Origin of the sequence: uncultured Parabacteroides sp., assembly GCF_902493135.1 — a bacterium.
Classification (GTDB): domain Bacteria; phylum Bacteroidota; class Bacteroidia; order Bacteroidales; family Tannerellaceae; genus Parabacteroides.
Genome location: NZ_CABUOD010000010.1, coordinates 65,853 through 82,575, shown reverse-complemented (window position 1 = coordinate 82,575; position 16,723 = coordinate 65,853). Strand labels below are relative to the sequence as shown.

The window sequence follows — 16,723 nt, the reverse complement described above, 5'->3', positions numbered from 1 at the left end:
TAGCATTAAGAGAATAATTTTACTTTTCTGAATATACGGTTCTTGCGGTCCAGCGTCATGAAGTCCACCAAAAGCAGAATCAATGCAATCCAGGCAAATGTCTGGAAACGTTCGTCATATTCCGAATAGACTTTGCTGTCCAGTTCCGATTTATTCATTTTATCGATCTCTTTCTGAAGTGCACGAAGCGCAGAATTGGTGTTGTCGGCACGGACATACGTCCCATGACCGGCAGCCGCAATCTCCTGGCACATCTCTTCATTCAGTTTCGTGATCACCACATTTCCTTCCTTGTCCTTCATGTAGTTGTTGCTACCGTCCACAGGGATCGGAGAACCTTTCGGATCACCCATGCCGACAATGTTCACATGAATGCCTTTTTCTGCGGCGGCAGCGGCGGCTTTCACGGCATCGTCTTCGTGGTTCTCACCATCGGTAATCAGGATAATCGCTTTGTCCGATGTCTCGCTCGGCGTAAAGGAACGCACCGCTAGGTTGATGGCAGCGCCGATAGCCGTACCTTGCGTCGAGACCATCGACGGGTTGATGGACGAAAGAAACATCTTGGCCGAGACATAATCGGAAGTGATGGGAAGTTGCGTGAAAGCATCTCCTGCGAATACGATCAGTCCGACCTTATCATTTGAAAAACCGTCAGTCAACTTAGACAACATCTGTTTGGCCTTGGACAGACGATCGGGCGAAACATCTTCCGCCAACATCGAATTGGATACGTCCAGACAGACCATGATCTCCACGCCCTGACGCTTCACTGTCTCCAGTTTGGAACCGAACTGCGGCCCGGCCATAACTATGATAACCATCGTAATGGCTCCGAACAACAGCCAAAACTTCAGATGCTGGCGCTTGGGAGATACCTCCGGCATCAACTCTGCCAACAATTCGGGATTACCATATTTCTTTATCGCCTTCTTCTTCAAGATGATTGCATACACATAGAATGCAACCAGTACGGGAAGCAGAAAGAGCAAGTATAAAAAGTCCGGATGTGCAAAACGAAACATAAGCCTTTTATATTTACGGTATATTTCTTAACAATGTATTTCTCAATAATATCTCGACCAGCAAAAGCGAGAACAGCAGAATCGCCCAATTCTTGTACTCTTCCTGTTTTTTACTGTATTCCTGGACGCTGATCTTCGTCTTCTCCATCTTGTCGATTTCCGAATAGATCTCTTTCAGGCTGGCATTATCCGTCGCACGGAAATACTGTCCGCCGGTCGTAGCAGCAATCTGTTTCAGAGTCGGTTCGTCGATCTCCACGTCGACATCCATATACTGGACACCGAAAGCTGTCTGGAACGGATAAGGCGCCTTGCCCTGCGTTCCGACGCCGATCGTATAAACACGGACCCCGAACGTCTTGGCTATCTCGGCGGCCGTCACCGGAGCGATCTCGCCCTGGTTATTCACACCATCCGTCAACAGGATAATTACCTTCGACTTGGCCTGGCTGTCCTTTATACGGCTGACGGCATTCGCCAACCCCAGACCGATCGCCGTCCCATCCTGGATAATGCCCGGCTGGACATCCTTGAAGAGGTTCAGCAGAACCGTATGGTCGGTTGTCAAAGGACATTGCGTGAAACTCTCTGCCGCGAACACGACCAAACCGATATTATCGTTCGGACGGCCGTTGATGAAAGAGGACGCCACATCTTTGGATGCTTCCAAGCGGTTCGGTTTCAAGTCCTGCGCCATCATACTGGTCGAGATATCCATTGCCAGCACGATGTCGATACCTTCCGTCGAGGAATTCTGCCAACTGTTAGTCGACTGCGGACGCGCCAATATCACGATCAGGACAGCTACCGCCGCCATACGCAAGATGAAGGGGACATGCCGGAGCCAGACTTTCCAAGAGCTTGCTCCCGGAGCATCGAAACCTTCCGTAGACGATACCTGCAAACTTGCCTGATTCTTGCTCAGTTTGTAGACGTACCATCCGATCATCGGGATCAGCAACAATAACAAATACAGATATGTAGGATTTGCAAATATCATCTTATTCTTTACTTCTATTTGAATCGTTTATTGTATCAGTTTGCGTCTCGTCGAGACGGTGCCCGCCGTTCAGGCGAGAAGATGCGTTACGTTCAGGCGAGATGACGCGCTGCGTCTCGTCGAGACGATGGATTGCGTCTTGCCCGGACGGGACATCCTGTTCCGGTTCGGCAACGGTTTCCACCTTCGTCTGGTTGATGAACAGATAAGCGTTCATCAAGCTCAAGTCGTTCTCATCAGGCAGCGGATTCATCTTCGCGAACTTCACGAAATCGGCCAGTTGCATGATCTGTTTCAGGCTTTCATAGACAGAAGTCGCCTCCTGCTGCTTACGGATGATATCGAGTATCTCTCCGGAAGTCATTTCCATCGCACTGATGCCGAAGCGGTCCACGATATAGCGGCGCAACGTATCTGTAATCAATGTATAATACTCCTTGCTGCGCCCCTGTTGCCAGAGCTTCTGCTGCTTGATCTCGTCGAGTTCCTTGATCGCCTGCTCGTGAGGCGGAAGTTTCGGTTCCGGCTTCTTGAACGGCAGGATGGATTGACGATTACGCATACGTTTGATCACGTAGGCAACCACACAAATCAGGAACAGAGTCAGCAACACGCCGAATATCCAGGGATAGTAATCGGCCAATACAAAAGGCGGCTTCCAGACGCTTTTGATATCGTAAAACTCCTCCGGTTTGTCGGCATTGACAGGAACTGTCGACACCTTCAAGGCCACCTGGTTGGAGTAAACGGTATCCGGCCCGTCGATCACCATAAACGGAGGCAACAGATAAAGGGAAGAGTCGAAAGAGGTCACCAGCAAGTCCTGCTTGATCAGCAGGCGGTCGTTTTCGATCAAGGTGGAGTCCGCTTTCGGGATTTCCAGCACCTCCACTCCTGCCATCAACGTGTCGCGCGGAATGACGAGCCGGACGGCTTTATCTTTGTCTGTCGTTACCGTCAAATGTAAAACAGTCTGCTCTCCGATCAGTATGGCGGCAGAGTCGACACGGACGTCAACGAGCGTCTGCTGCGCATACGCTTTCCCGCCAGACAGGAATGTTCCACCGGCAAGTGCAAGTAACAGAATGCTTTTCTTTATTAATTTCATTTGTTTGCTTTAATTACGTTTGTCAAAAAGAGCAATCAATGCTTTCACATAATCATCTTCCGTACGGACGGAAACCGAATCGACGCGGCACTTCTTGAACGAATCGCTCATAGCAGCCTGCCGGCGGTCCCACCACTCCTTATAGGCGGCCCGTACACGGGCGGACGAGCTGTCTATCCAGCGTTCCTGTCCCGTCTCCGCATCCTTGATCTTCATCAACCCGACAGCCGGCAGTTCCGTCTCGCGGCGGTCGTACACCTGTATGGCCACCACGTCATGCTTGCGGTTGGCGATGGTCAAGGCATCCTTGAACCCGTCCTTGTCGATAAAGTCGGAGATCAGGAAAGCCGTACAGCGCTTCTTGATCGCATTGGTCAGATATTTCAATGCCTGTGCGATATTGGTCTGCTTTTCATCCGGCTGGAAGTCGATCAGTTCGCGAATGATATACAAGATATGTTTCTTCCCTTTCTGAGGAGGAATAAATTTCTCTATCTTGTCGGAGAAGAACACCACGCCGATCTTGTCGTTGTTCTGGATAGCCGAGAAGGCCAGTGTCGCCGCGATCTCCGTAATGATTTCTTTCTTCATTACATTCACGGAACCGAAGTCCCTGCTGCCCGACACATCGATCAGCAACATCACCGTCAACTCCCGTTCTTCTTCGAACACCTTCACGTATGGGCGGACGTAACGGGCGGTCACGTTCCAGTCGATATCGCGGATATCGTCTCCGTATTGATACTCGCGCACTTCGCTGAACGCCATACCGCGCCCTTTGAACGCCGAATGGTATTGCCCGGCAAAGATATTGCGTGACAAGCCGCGCGTCTTTATCTCAATCCGTCGAACCTTCTTTAATAGTTCACTTGTTTCCATTTTTCTTATTGCTGACAATTAAAAACTGCCTTCCTCCGGTTCCCGGATTTCCGGCAAGTCCCGAAAAGACAGAAAGGTTTTTTAAGGGACTTCTACCTTATTCAGAATTTCGCTGATCACCTCTTCGGATGTCAGGTTATTGGCTTCCGCTTCATAGCTCAAACCGATACGGTGACGCATCACATCGTGGCACACTGCACGGATATCTTCGGGGATCACATACCCTCTGCGTTTGATAAAGGCATATGCACGGGCAGCCAATGCCAAGTTGATGGACGCACGCGGAGAGGCTCCGAAGGAGATCATGTTAGCTAGGTTTGCCAAACCATGTTCCTGCGGGAAACGGGTAGCAAACACGATATCCACGATATAGCGTTCGATCTTTTCATCCAGATAAACCTCCCTGACAACCTTGCGGGCTTCGAGGATCTCATCTTTCGTCAGGATCGGTTTGATATCCGGCTTCACTCCGGAGATATTCTGACGGATAATCAGCTTTTCTTCCTCTTTCTTCGGATAGTTGATGATGACTTTCAGCATGAAACGGTCCACCTGTGCTTCAGGCAACGGGTAGGTACCTTCCTGCTCGATCGGGTTCTGGGTCGCCATTACCAGGAAAGGAGACGGCAACTTGTATGTGTTTTCGCTGATGGTCACCTGACGTTCCTGCATCGCTTCCAGAAGGGCGCTCTGCACCTTTGCCGGAGCACGGTTGATTTCATCCGCCAACACAAAATTAGCGAAGACGGGACCTTGTTTGACTTGGAATTCTTCGCTTTTCTGACTATAAATCATCGTACCGATTACGTCGGCCGGCAACAAGTCCGGCGTGAACTGGATACGGCTATATTTCGCATCGATCAATGATGCCAGCGTCTTAATGGCCAATGTTTTTGCCAATCCCGGCACACCTTCCAGCAGGATATGGCCATCTGAAAGCAGACCGATCAATAATGATTCAACCAAATGTTTCTGTCCAACAATTACCTGGTCCATACCCATCGTAATCATGTTCACAAACGAACTTTTACTTTCAATTCGCTCGTTCAACTCACGAATGTCTACTGTCTGACTCATAGATTTTCTTCAATTATATTGTTACTATTTTTACGTGCTTTTTTAAGATGCACAAAATTAGAAATGTTAAATTCGTATTCTGCACTTTCGCAGTTAAATAATACTAACCTGCGCAGAACTATTTTGTTTTATTTTACTTAAAAGGGAGGGTTTTCGTTACAGTTTGCCATTCAGTATCTCGGTCTGGCGGGCAGCGGCTTTTTCGACAGAAGAACGGTCACGACGGTCGATGCCATACATTTCCGGCGCAGGCACCTCGATCACAGTGCCGATAGGCACGTTGTTCGGGTCTTTTATGACGTTTTTGTTGTACTCATACAGATATACCCAGAACAATTTGCTTCCGTAATACTTCAACGAGATCAGCGTCAGACGGCTCCCCGGCTCTATCTTGACGCGGGCAATGACTTTAGGCGAAGCGGTCTCCGGCTTCGTTGACGTATCCAACGTATCGGGACGAGCTGCTATCACAGGTTCTTCTGCTTGCGGAGCGCCAAAATCAGATGATACGGAAAGCGTGTCTTCCAGCAAAGGAAGGCCATCCTCCTTGACAACAGCAGTATCTTCAACCAAAGAAACGGAATCTCCCACGGCAGTATCATTCTCCCAAAGAGCCACCTTCTTCTTTAAATCAAGCATCTCCTTGTCCTCTTTAGAAAAGAAGAAAATATTCAGGGACAAACAAATCCCGAAACAAGCCAGAAAAATAACGATTACCCAAATAATCAATTTCAGTTTGTTACGGGACATATCCACCCCTACGCTTGTCTCCGAATAGCGGGCTATTTCACCCTCTTCTTTTACAGAATAAGCCGGTTGGCCTGCATCCGGAGTTCCAGGAGTCTCTGCCGAAAATCCGAGAATCTTCGAAGTTTCATCAAAACTTCCAGCAGGCTCGAACACATCGGGAGTTTCAGAGGTTTCAGGAGTTTCAGAGGTTTCAGGAGTTTCAGAGATTTCAGGAATTTCAGGAGTTTCCGGGATTTCCGTCCTATCAAGAATCACCTCTTCCTCAAGCAAGCGTTTCTCTTCAGGCATCACCTCCTCGATCGATTCGTCTTCCGTCTCTTTTATTTCCGGTTCGTCGGGTACGATATCCATATCGGTAAAATCGACATTCTCCCCCAGTTCTGTCGTTTCAAAAAAAGAGAACGGCTTATTGACAAGTTCCCGCAGATCCTTATCCGGCAGGAAAGAAAACTTATAATGTTCCGGGATCACGAAACGTTCACCCGTATTCACATGAATACTTTCACGTTTCTCCACAGGTATGATTTTAAAAGTGCCGAGCCCCTTGACCTTTACCAGCTTATCCGTATAGACCCCTTCCGACACGACCGCTATGAATTCCCTCAAAAAGCGCTCGGAACTACTCTTGTCTTTCCCTGTATATTCGGCCAACAGACCGGCCAAATCCTGTATTGTCAGCCGGTTATTCATGGTCGCCTAACTCTTTTAGTTTATTCTTGACGGTCGTTCCGGGCTTAAACACCGGAACAAGTTTGGGAGGAACCAAATACCGTTTGCCGTTTGAAGGATTGACCGAAATCCGTTCCGCTTTCTTTTTCACCTCGAACTGGCCGAAACCCTGCAGGTATATGGTGTCGTTATCGACCAGGCGCGAACTGACTACGGTACTCAGGACAGAAAGCGTTTCTGCGACTTCCTGTGCACTCCAGCCCATACGGGCAGCAAGTTCGGTAACCAGTTCCTTATTTTTCATATCCGCATCCATTAATAGATTATGCAGCTATATTAGTTATTTTTTCGTAAACCGGCAAACTTATTTGCAGTTTTTACATCAAATTAAAATACACTTCCATACAGGTCGAATGCCTGCGCATCGTCAATCCGTACATTATAAAACGTTCCGGGGATCAACGGTTTCTCTTTAGAGACAAGAATCTCCGGATCGACCTCCGGTGAGTCGAATTCCGTACGGCCGACATAGAAGTCTTCTTCTTCCCGGTCGATCATCACCTTGAATTCCTTTCCGATCTTGGAATTGTTTACTTCCGCCGATATGCCTTCCTGGACGCGCATTAAATAATCCAAACGCTCTTGCTTGACTTCCGGATCGATATCATCGGCATAATGCTTAAACGAATAGGTCCCATCCTCATGGCTGTAGGCAAAAGCGCCCATGCGTTCGAAACGGATTTCCTTTACGAATCCGACCAGCTCTTCAAAGTCCTGTTCGGTTTCCCCCGGATGGCCGACCATCAAAGTCGTACGCAGATGAATGCCTGGGACTTCTTCCCGCATCCGGCGTATCAAGGCGTATGTTTCTTCTTTCGTGATGTTACGGCGCATTTTCTTCAACATCGGGTCGCTGATATGCTGAAGGGCGATATCCATGTATTTGCAGACATTACCGCGTTCACGCATAACCCGGAGCAAATCATAAGGGAAATGAGACGGATAACCATAATGCAAGCGAATCCATTCCACTCCCGGAATATCGGAGATGCGCTCCACCAGTTCCGGCAATGCATGGCGCTTATACAAATCCAAACCGTAATAAGTCAAATCCTGAGCGATCACTTGAAATTCTTTCACACCCTGTTTCACCAACAGGCGGACTTCCTTCTCAACCTCTTCCATCGGTACGGACTGGTAACGCCCCGTGCTGATCGGAATGGCGCAGTACGAACAGGTACGGTCACACCCTTCGGCGATCTTCAGGTAGGCGTAATGCAGGGGAGTGGTCAAGACACGGTCGGCAGCCAATTCGCGATGGTAGGATTTGCCCAAATCGTCGAGCAGCTCTTTCCAGTTGAACTTCCCATAGAAACGATCGACTTCGGGCAATTCGTTTTCCAGGTCTTTCAGGAACCGTTCGGAAAGGCATCCCATGACAAACAGTTTGCCGATCTTCCCTTTCTTCTTGGCTTCTCCCAGATCGAGTATCATATTGATCGACTCTTCCTGGGCATCCCCGATAAAGCCGCACGTGTTCACAACGACGATTTCACCGTTGATCCTGTGAGGATCATGTTCGACGTCGTACCCGTTCGCCACGAACTGACGCATAAGTTGCTCCGAATCCACCAGGTTCTTCGAACAACCCAGCGTTATAATGTCTACTTTATTTTTTCTCATATTGATGGTACAAACACCCTTTTATTCTCCGAAAAGGGAGTTTACAAATTCTTTCCGATTGAACACCTGAAGGTCTTCCATTCCTTCTCCCAAGCCGATGTACTTGACAGGGATACGGAAATGATCTGAAATGCCGATCACTACGCCGCCTTTGGCTGTACCGTCCAGTTTGGTAACCGCCAACGCGTTCACCTCGGTTGCGGCTGTAAACTGCTTGGCTTGTTCAAATGCATTTTGTCCGGTAGAGCCGTCCAAAACCAACAAGACTTCGTGCGGTGCATCGGGAACCACTTTCTTCATCACATTCTTGATCTTGGTCAGTTCATTCATAAGATTGATTTTGTTATGCAGGCGACCGGCGGTATCGATGATAACCACATCCGCCCCGTTCGCCTTTGCCGAACTCAACGTGTCGAATGCCACCGAAGCAGGGTCAGAGCCCATCTTCTGCTTCACGACAGGCACTCCCACCCGTTCACTCCAAATCACCAATTGCTCCACGGCTGCAGCGCGGAATGTATCGGCAGCTCCTAAATACACATTCTTGCCGGCTTTCTTGAACTGATAAGCCAGTTTGCCGATCGTGGTCGTCTTGCCTACACCGTTCACACCAACGACCATGATGACATACGGTTTCTTGTCTTCCGGAACCGTAAACGACTCCAGATCTTCCGTATGGTTCTCCGTAAGCAGGGAGGCGATCTCTTCACGCAAGATCGCCGTCAGCTCGCCGGTCGTCACATATTTGTCTCTGGCTACGCGGTCTTCGATACGGGAAATGATTTTCAGCGTAGTATCTACTCCGACATCGGAAGTGATCAGCACCTCTTCCAGATTGTCCAGGACTTCATCGTCCACCTTGCTCTTGCCGGCAATAGCCCTGGTAATCTTAGAAAATACATTTTCTTTTGTTTTAGATAACCCTTTGTCCAGAGTTTCCTTTTTTTCCTTACTGAAAAAGCTAAAAATACCCATATCTTATATTGCTTAATTTATTTCTTTTCTGAATGAGTGCGCTAAATTACTAAATAATTCTCAATTTTCAATTTCTCAGTCCATTCTCTCCTTGTAGTCTTCGTAACCGAACTCCCTGTACATCACGAGCCGGTCTTCCTTGCTCCACAAAGCCAAGGAAGGATGCGGGATCCCGTTGAACATGGTCGTTTTGACAACGGTATAATGGATCATATCTTCGAATATCAATTTATCACCCACTTTCAAGGGCTGCTCGAAAGACCAGTCGCCCATGTAGTCACCGCTCAGGCAGCTGTTTCCCCCGATACGATAAACCGGCTTCCCTTCCTCCGGCTCTATAGCCCCGCGAATCACCGGTTTATAGGGCATTTCCAGACAATCGGGCATGTGGCAAGTGAAAGAAGCGTCTATGATCGCGGTCTTGATGCCATGATTCTCCACGATATCCACCACCGTCGTCAGCAAGAATCCGGTTTGCCACGCAAATGCGCTTCCCGGCTCCATGATGATTTCGAGATTTGGATATTTGGCCTTGAACGACCGCAACAATCCGATCAGATGCTCCGTGTCATAGCCTTTTCGCGTCATCAGGTGGCCGCCTCCCATATTCAACCATTTGATATGCGGCAGGAAACGGCCGAAACGTTTCTCCACTTCTCCCAACGTCTTTTCCAAATCATACGAGTTCGACTCGCAAAGCGTATGAAAATGCAAGCCTTCGACACCGTCAGGCAACTTGTCGCCCAAAAGGTCGCTGACCACTCCCATCCGGGACCCCGGCGCACAAGGATTGTACAAATCCGTTCCGACATCCGAGTATTCCGGATTGATGCGCAGGCCGCACGACACGCGGTTGCCGTCCGCTTGCACCATCGGATAGAAACGTTCGAACTGCGTGAGCGAGTTGAACGTCACATGGCTGCTGTATCTTAAAATCTCCGGGAAATCCGCTTCCGTATATGCCGGCGAATAGGTATGCGCCCGGCTGCCCATCTCTTCAAAAGCCAGCCTGGCTTCAAACTTCGAACTGGCTGTCGAATACGGGATATATTCACGTACGATAGGAAATGCTTTCCACATCGCAAATGCCTTAAAAGCCAAGATTATATTAACGCCAGCCCTTTCCTTCACCCTCTTGATCAGTGACAAATTACGGCGAAGCAACTCTTCTTCCATCACATAACAGGGGGATGGTATCATATTGAAATCTATCATCCGGTAAGTATTTTTCTTTAATTCTGTCGGACAAAGATACGGAATAAAAAGCGAAAAACAAGTGAGGGGCTTATCGCCTCTTTTCTCTTCATTAACAATTATTACCACAAAACGCATACCTTTATCTACTAAAAAAAAGTAGATTTGCGAAAAGATAGTAAACTGTAATTCAAAAAACAACAAAGCAATGGAAAGACTGACAGCACAAGAAGAAAGTGTCATGTTGTATATCTGGAAATTAGGATCGTGTTTCATCCGTGACATACTGAACGAAATGCCCGATCCGAAACCGCCCTATACCAGCGTGGCATCGGTGGTCCGGAATCTTGAAAAAAAGAAATATGTCACACCGAAGAAATTCGGGACGATCACACTCTTTTCCCCACTCGTAAAAGAAGCGGAATACAAGCGTACCTTCATGTCGAATGTCGTACAAAATTATTTCACCGGTTCTTATAAGGAAATGGTCTCCTTCTTCGTCCGCGACCGCAAATTATCCAAAAGCGATTTGCAGGACCTGATGGATCAGATCGAAAAAGAAGAATAATCTATTATTATAAAGATATCGATATGATAACTCCGATACTTATCTACTTCCTTAAGGTAAATCTGGCGTTGGCATTTTTATACATCTGTTATCGCCTCCTGTTCCGCGACGATACGTTCTTCAGGTTACGCAGAGGGGTGTTATTGTCGATTTACCTGATCGCATTCCTTTACCCTTTGCCGGACTTGAGCGGTTGGTTGTCGACCCAGACAAGCGTAGCGGGTATAGTCGGCTACTATTCGGGGTTGCTACCTAAAGAAACGGTTCTGGCGGCAAGTGATGAAATAGCCGCCTCCGACTGGAAAGAAACCGGGCTCAGGGTCCTGCAAGCTATCTGGCTGGCAGGAGCCGGCCTGTTGCTGTTCAGATGTCTGGCGGAGTTGTCCACCGTTTTCCGTTTACACGCGAAATGCAGGAAAATCACTTTGAACGACACCGAAGTTTGTATCCTGCCGGAAGCGGAAGCCTCCTACTCTTTCTTCGGTTGGATTTTCATTTCATCCGACCCGCAACAAAGGGAAAGGCTCGATGACATCCTGATCCATGAACAAACGCACGTCCGCCAATGGCATTCGGTCGACATGATGGCCGGTGAGATCGTCTGTATAGTCTGCTGGATAAACCCGTTTGCCTGGTGGCTAAAGAAAGAAATCAGCATAAATCATGAATTTATCGCAGATGAGCAGGTCATGCTTGCCGGATTCGACAAGAAAGAATACCAGTACCATCTGATCGGAGTAAAACATCCCAATACGGCTATTACAAGTTTATATAACAATTTCAGTGTCTTACCACTTAAAAAGAGAATTACTATGTTAAACAAAAAAAGGACGAACAACGCCAGAAAAGTGAAATACCTGGCGCTGGTTCCAATGGCCGCAGGCTTGCTATTGCTCAATAATATCGATGCGATGGCACGTGTATTGAATGAAAAGGTAGCAGAGGTTATCCAACAGCCGGCTTCTCTCGCAGCAACCACTGTTTTCGAAATGGAAACTGCCGATCCGCTTCCACCGGACAAGGACAAGATTCATGAAACGTGTGATATCATGCCCGAATTTCCAGGTGGGCAAAGTGCATTATTGCAGTTTCTTGCTAAAAGCATAAAATATCCGGTAAAAGCCCAGCAACAGGGAAAGCAGGGAAAAGTGACTGTCACATTTATTGTTGAAAAAGACGGAAGCATTACAAATGCCAAAGTAATACAAGCCCTATATCCCTCATTGGACGAAGAAGCTTTACGGGTTGTCAACTCAATGCCCAAATGGACTCCGGGAAAGATGAAAGACGGAAAAGTTGTCCGTGTGCAATATACCGTCCCGTTAACTTACCGGTTACAGTAACCTAAGACAGTATTTCCCTTTTTGAGCAGGACACAAAAAAGGCATGCAATCTTCAAAAATGCTGCCAGGCGATAAAGGAAGATCACATGCCCCACGCTCCTCTCAGAAAGGGAGATATTTTTATTCGACAATTGTCAAGCGTGCAAACTTCAAAAGCAGTTGTTTCTGGCCGAAATGGGCAAACGAAACGGTTGCTTTCGCATTGCCACCTTCGCCTTCAATGGCAGTCACCTCACCATCCCCGAAACGGTCGTGCCGGACTTTAGCCCCGACATGCAAGCCCGACAGGGCCGGGGCAGAAGACAGAGACGAGGCCGGAGACGAAGAAGCCGTTTCCATCTGTGTCAGACGTGCCTGCCGTCCGACTGCCTGAGCGACCGGAGAGACATAAGCATCTTCTTCCATAGCCTTCGGTTGCCGGAAAGCAGAGGAAAAAGCCGAAGGACGACGAGTGCCAGCAAACAAATCATCGGCAACGGTATCTGCCGACGTATAAATATATTGGGCATCGATGTCTTTCAAGAAGCGGCTGGGTGAGCACATCGCACTCTGGCCATTCCGGTAACGGCTTTTGGCGTATGTCAGCACACAATTTTCTTCCGCACGGGTAATGGCAACGTAAAAGAGGCGGCGTTCTTCCTCCACCGCCCTCGGATTGTCTTTCGACATGGCGGATGGGAACAGGTCCTCTTCCAGCCCGACAATGAAAACATTCCTGAACTCCAGCCCTTTGGCTGCATGCACCGTCATCATCGTCACCTTGTTTGCCTGTTCTTCCTTATCGTTATCCTGATCTGTCAACAGCGATACCTCAGACAGGAAGTCGGCAAGCGAGACGTGTTCCGCCCCTTCCTCACGGCGTATCTCGCAAAACTCGGCAATACCTTTCAACAACTCCTGCAAGTTTTCCTGCTTGCTGATTCCTTCCACCGAACGATCCTGAAACAAGACACCGACAATGCCGCTTTCCTTCACCACCACAGAGGCGATTTCTTCGGCAGAGAGTTTGACATTCCGTTCGATAAAACCGGAAATAAGTTCCCGGAAATCGCTTAGCTTTTTCGCTGTGCCGTTATTAATCGGCAGGGCGTACCCGACAGGATCGTTCAACACGGTCCACAAGCTGATATTATGTTTCGTGGCGGCAGCCGTCAACTTATCCAATGTCGTATTTCCTATCCCGCGAGCCGGATAGTTTATCACACGTTTGAAAGCCTCCTCGTCATGCGGGTTTATAATCAGGCGAAGATAGGAGATGACATCCTTCACTTCTTTCCGCTGGTAAAAAGACAGGCCACCGTATATCTTATAAGGGATTCCCCTTTTACGCAAAGCCTCTTCCAAAATACGGGACTGCGCATTTGTCCGATAGAGGATGGCAAAATCGGCATAATCATAATCCCGCATCCTCATTTCGTTAATCCTACCGGCAACGGCATATCCCTCTTCATAATCGGAATAGGACGAACAAACGGTCAACTTGCTGCCCACTTCCTTTTCCGAATAGACGGTTTTCCGGATCTGCTTCGTGTTCTTATGGATCAGGCTGTTCGCCGCATTTACGATATTCTGCGTCGAACGGTAATTCCGTTCCAGTTTGAAAATGCGGCAACCCGGATACTGGTTCTTGAATTGCAGGATATTATCGATATTGGCTCCCCGGAAAGAATAGATGCTTTGCGCATCATCCCCAACCACGCAGATACGCCGGTGCATTTCGCATAAGCGCTGCACGATCTGATGCTGGGCAAAGTTCGTATCCTGGTACTCGTCCACCAACACAAATTGGAAAAAGTTCCTGTACTTCTCCAATACGTCCGGATGATCACGGAAAAGGATATTCGTTTGCAGCAGCAAATCGTCGAAATCCATCGCCCCCGCTTGCAGGCAACGGTTCTGATACCGCTTATATATCTCACGTAGCAAAGGGACTTTCGAATCCATATCATGTTGTACCAACTCCTTGTTCTGCTCGTACGCCTTATAGGTGACAAGCGCATTTTTTGCATTCGAGATGCGGCTCTGCACCATTCCCGGCCGGTACGTCTTGTCGTCAAGCTGCATCTCCTTCATGATGGAACGGAGCAGGCTTTTAGAATCGGTCGCATCATAAATGGTAAAATCGGACGGATAGCCGATACGCTCCGCCTCGTAGCGGAGTATGCGGGAAAAGATGGAATGGAACGTCCCCATCCACAACCGCCGTGCCGTCTGTTCGTCCGTCAGGGAGGCAACACGCTCTTTCATCTCGCGTGCCGCCTTATTGGTAAAAGTAAGCGCCAGAATACTTTGGGGTGGCAACCCTTGTTGCAAAAGATAAGCTATCTTGTAGGTCAGCACGCGTGTCTTTCCCGACCCGGCTCCGGCTACCACAAGCGAAGGCCCGTCGGTATAGACAACCGCTTCGCGCTGACTTTCATTCAATTGTTGCAGATATTCTTCCACGTATCTTGTATTTTTAAGAATACAAAGGTACGAATTTTTATTTATCTATTGGTTATACGGCTTATAAGGCGAATGCATCACATTCAATGTCTTCGGCAACCACACCCGGTAACGCTGCGTTTTATCCCAAGTATTCCCGGCAGAGGCAAAATCGCAGAAATGGATCTGCTTCGGAGCCCGGTTGCTTTCCAGGTCCGTTCCCAACACCATCGGGGCGGTAAAAGCCAGCCAGGCAAAATCTGGAGCCTCCACAGGCGTTAACTCCACATACCCGTCCTTGCTCACGACAACAGAGGCTTCATCGACAAAGCCATCCCCGAAACGGCTGTCACGGGCCAAGACCAGCGGACCCCGCACAATAGCCTGCGCCTGGTTCTTTTCCACCAGACGGGCACGCAAATCGAGCTTGACAGTGATCCGGTCGCCCTTTTTCCACTTACGGTCCACCGGCAAGTAAGCGCCTTGCAGGACACCGCCCTGCGGTTGTCCGTTCACGGAAACCGTCGCAATCTTGCTCCATGCCGGGATACGCAAGGCAATGGTGAAAACCGTCTCTTTCGCCGGATCGACCTCTATCTCGATCTGATCAGTCTGCGGATATTCGGTCGTTTGCTTCAACCGTACCGGTTTCTTGCCCGGCAATACCAACTCCGCTTCCGAGGGAGCATAAAAATTCACCCGGACGCAATCGTCCTGAACCTGATAGGCGAATTGAGGAATCATGGCAAAAGCACGCGGGCCGTTCGCATTGCAACAGTTGATGTGCATGCCGCATTGCTCCTCCCCTTCATGCCGCCATCCTTCCAACGGACTGTATTTGGCTATCTGAGAAGCATCCGCTTTCAAAGAAGCCATCAAAGCATTATAGATAGCCGTTTCCATATAATCGGCATACAGGGAGTTGCCCGTCATCTGCAACAAGCGGTTGCAAAGTTGCATCCAGGTAAAAGTCACGCAGGTTTCCATCGTATGGTAAGTCGGTTGTGTCTGCCGTTCCTTCCCGCCATACCAGCATTCGAATGCACTACCTGATCCGGCCACGTTGATCTCTTCGCGTACGATATGCCCGACTGTCTTTTCCACGACAGAGAGATAGAGCGGATTGCCTGTTACCTTATATAATTCGAGCAGCCCTTCATAGCAGGACATCATTTCATAGGCTTTCTGTCCGTTCTCCCTCGAAAACCAGGTTTTCGGATGCGGGAAACGGTTGGCTACAGGCACATCGGCAATTGCTTTGCTGATCAGTTGCGGACCGCCGGGTGTCTCCCACTGTCCGACAATGTATTGGGCAAAGTCGAGATAACGCCCCTCTTTCGTCCGGTTATACAGATACATGACCGGTTCGAGGATGGACGAACTCGGCATACCGACATAATTGCCGGTCGAGACGATATCCGCCTTTCCGGGACCGACCTGCGTCATCAGATGGTCGACCACTTTACAGGCTGCCTCCAAGGCTTTTTTGTCACCCGACAGATCGTACCAGGCAATCAATCCCAGCGAAGTATATTTACGTCCCCAGACATCCCATTGCTGCAACTGGCATTCCGGTGCATAATTCCCGATATAGCCGTTCGGCAGCTGCGTCGCCATAAGCGATTCGGCCGCCTCCTTTATGATCCGGTACAGTTCCGGATCCCGGTTATAACGATAAGAAGCGATCGCCCCCTGTATCCATTTTCCCCAGAACTCACTTTGCCAACGCGTCTTCTCGTCCTGGTGGCGGAACGGTTCGACCAAATGATCCACATCCTGCGCTTTCACACGATGTTCGATACAATCAGCTATTCGAGTCCCAACATAACCGGATATTTTTACCTGTCTTACAGGAGAATCATTGACGACTTGCGCCATCCCTGCTGTCGAGCAGGCACAAGCCAACAGGAAAGAGAAGGCCTTCACCTTAAACGGAATCATCATAATATTAAAAAATTAAGAATTACAGGAACAAAAATAAGAAGTTAACCGTGATATATTGTTATAAAATTGACAGAATACCTGTCA

14 protein-coding genes are annotated in these 16,723 nt (G+C 48.7%); 2 read left to right on the top strand and 12 right to left on the bottom strand.

Annotated features, from left to right (window positions below; translation table 11 throughout):
- Positions 1 to 5 precede the first annotated feature (5 nt).
- The 10 genes from RDN79_RS06660 to nspC form a co-directional block, all read right to left on the bottom strand.
- The gene (locus RDN79_RS06660; RefSeq protein ID WP_298552501.1) at positions 6 to 1,025 is read right to left on the bottom strand and encodes a VWA domain-containing protein; all 1,020 of its coding nucleotides are present in this window, start codon (positions 1,023 to 1,025) and stop codon (positions 6 to 8) included.
- Positions 1,026 to 1,038: 13 nt separating this feature from the next.
- The gene (locus tag RDN79_RS06655; protein WP_298552498.1) at positions 1,039 to 2,025 is read right to left on the bottom strand and encodes a VWA domain-containing protein; all 987 of its coding nucleotides are present in this window, start codon (positions 2,023 to 2,025) and stop codon (positions 1,039 to 1,041) included.
- A gap of 1 nt (position 2,026) precedes the next feature.
- A complete protein-coding gene (locus RDN79_RS06650) occupies positions 2,027 to 3,133 on the bottom strand; it encodes a hypothetical protein (RefSeq protein WP_298552496.1) in 1,107 nt (368 codons plus the stop codon).
- A 9-nt stretch (positions 3,134 to 3,142) separates the two neighbouring features.
- Positions 3,143 to 4,012: a DUF58 domain-containing protein gene (locus tag RDN79_RS06645; protein ID WP_298552494.1), complete on the bottom strand. Its 870-nt coding sequence runs from the start codon at positions 4,010 to 4,012 to the stop codon at positions 3,143 to 3,145.
- An 81-nt stretch (positions 4,013 to 4,093) separates the two neighbouring features.
- A complete protein-coding gene (locus RDN79_RS06640) occupies positions 4,094 to 5,089 on the bottom strand; it encodes a MoxR family ATPase (RefSeq protein WP_298552491.1) in 996 nt (331 codons plus the stop codon).
- A gap of 156 nt (positions 5,090 to 5,245) precedes the next feature.
- Positions 5,246 to 6,529, bottom strand: a complete 1,284-nt coding sequence (locus tag RDN79_RS06635) for an HU family DNA-binding protein (RefSeq protein ID WP_298552489.1) — start codon at positions 6,527 to 6,529, stop codon at positions 5,246 to 5,248.
- Positions 6,522 to 6,812 (bottom strand): HU family DNA-binding protein, encoded by a 291-nt coding sequence (locus tag RDN79_RS06630; RefSeq protein ID WP_298552487.1) that lies wholly within the window; start codon positions 6,810 to 6,812, stop codon positions 6,522 to 6,524. Before RDN79_RS06630 ends, RDN79_RS06635 begins: the two co-directional genes overlap by 8 nt.
- 83 nt (positions 6,813 to 6,895) lie before the next feature.
- Positions 6,896 to 8,191, bottom strand: coding sequence for a 30S ribosomal protein S12 methylthiotransferase RimO (gene rimO, locus RDN79_RS06625; RefSeq protein WP_298552484.1), 1,296 nt, complete (start codon positions 8,189 to 8,191; stop codon positions 6,896 to 6,898).
- Between the two features lie 21 nt (positions 8,192 to 8,212).
- Positions 8,213 to 9,166, bottom strand: coding sequence for a signal recognition particle-docking protein FtsY (gene ftsY / locus RDN79_RS06620; protein ID WP_298552482.1), 954 nt, complete (start codon positions 9,164 to 9,166; stop codon positions 8,213 to 8,215).
- A 75-nt stretch (positions 9,167 to 9,241) separates the two neighbouring features.
- On the bottom strand, positions 9,242 to 10,381 hold the full coding sequence (nspC, locus tag RDN79_RS06615) for a carboxynorspermidine decarboxylase (protein ID WP_298552480.1): 1,140 nt from the start codon (positions 10,379 to 10,381) through the stop codon (positions 9,242 to 9,244).
- 187 nt (positions 10,382 to 10,568) lie between these two features.
- Here nspC and RDN79_RS06610 point away from each other — a divergent pair, with 187 nt between their 5' ends.
- Complete coding sequence (locus RDN79_RS06610) at positions 10,569 to 10,928, top strand: BlaI/MecI/CopY family transcriptional regulator (protein WP_298552478.1); 360 nt, start codon at positions 10,569 to 10,571, stop codon at positions 10,926 to 10,928.
- Positions 10,929 to 10,951: 23 nt separating this feature from the next.
- Entirely contained in the window at positions 10,952 to 12,271 is a 1,320-nt protein-coding gene (locus RDN79_RS06605; RefSeq protein WP_298552476.1) for a M56 family metallopeptidase, read from the top strand.
- A gap of 120 nt (positions 12,272 to 12,391) precedes the next feature.
- Here RDN79_RS06605 and RDN79_RS06600 read toward each other — a convergent pair whose 3' ends face one another.
- Positions 12,392 to 14,716 carry an ATP-dependent helicase gene (locus tag RDN79_RS06600; RefSeq protein WP_298552474.1) on the bottom strand — a complete coding sequence of 775 codons (2,325 nt, stop codon included), beginning with the start codon at positions 14,714 to 14,716 and terminating at the stop codon, positions 12,392 to 12,394.
- A gap of 45 nt (positions 14,717 to 14,761) precedes the next feature.
- Positions 14,762 to 16,639 carry a glycoside hydrolase family 127 protein gene (locus tag RDN79_RS06595; protein ID WP_298552472.1) on the bottom strand — a complete coding sequence of 626 codons (1,878 nt, stop codon included), beginning with the start codon at positions 16,637 to 16,639 and terminating at the stop codon, positions 14,762 to 14,764.
- Positions 16,640 to 16,723: the final 84 nt, after the last annotated feature.

Coding starts and splice junctions, on each gene's coding strand:
- RDN79_RS06630 (WP_298552487.1), bottom strand. CDS start 6,812: ATGAAAAATAAGGAACTGGTTACCGAACTTGCTGCCCGTATGGGCTGG.
- rimO (WP_298552484.1), bottom strand. CDS start 8,191: ATGAGAAAAAATAAAGTAGACATTATAACGCTGGGTTGTTCGAAGAAC.
- RDN79_RS06655 (WP_298552498.1), bottom strand. CDS start 2,025: ATGATATTTGCAAATCCTACATATCTGTATTTGTTATTGTTGCTGATC.
- RDN79_RS06640 (WP_298552491.1), bottom strand. CDS start 5,089: ATGAGTCAGACAGTAGACATTCGTGAGTTGAACGAGCGAATTGAAAGT.
- RDN79_RS06610 (WP_298552478.1), top strand. CDS start 10,569: ATGGAAAGACTGACAGCACAAGAAGAAAGTGTCATGTTGTATATCTGG.
- nspC (WP_298552480.1), bottom strand. CDS start 10,381: ATGATAGATTTCAATATGATACCATCCCCCTGTTATGTGATGGAAGAA.
- ftsY (WP_298552482.1), bottom strand. CDS start 9,166: ATGGGTATTTTTAGCTTTTTCAGTAAGGAAAAAAAGGAAACTCTGGAC.
- RDN79_RS06595 (WP_298552472.1), bottom strand. CDS start 16,639: ATGATGATTCCGTTTAAGGTGAAGGCCTTCTCTTTCCTGTTGGCTTGT.
- RDN79_RS06645 (WP_298552494.1), bottom strand. CDS start 4,012: ATGGAAACAAGTGAACTATTAAAGAAGGTTCGACGGATTGAGATAAAG.
- RDN79_RS06635 (WP_298552489.1), bottom strand. CDS start 6,529: ATGAATAACCGGCTGACAATACAGGATTTGGCCGGTCTGTTGGCCGAA.
- RDN79_RS06660 (WP_298552501.1), bottom strand. CDS start 1,025: ATGTTTCGTTTTGCACATCCGGACTTTTTATACTTGCTCTTTCTGCTT.
- RDN79_RS06605 (WP_298552476.1), top strand. CDS start 10,952: ATGATAACTCCGATACTTATCTACTTCCTTAAGGTAAATCTGGCGTTG.
- RDN79_RS06650 (WP_298552496.1), bottom strand. CDS start 3,133: ATGAAATTAATAAAGAAAAGCATTCTGTTACTTGCACTTGCCGGTGGA.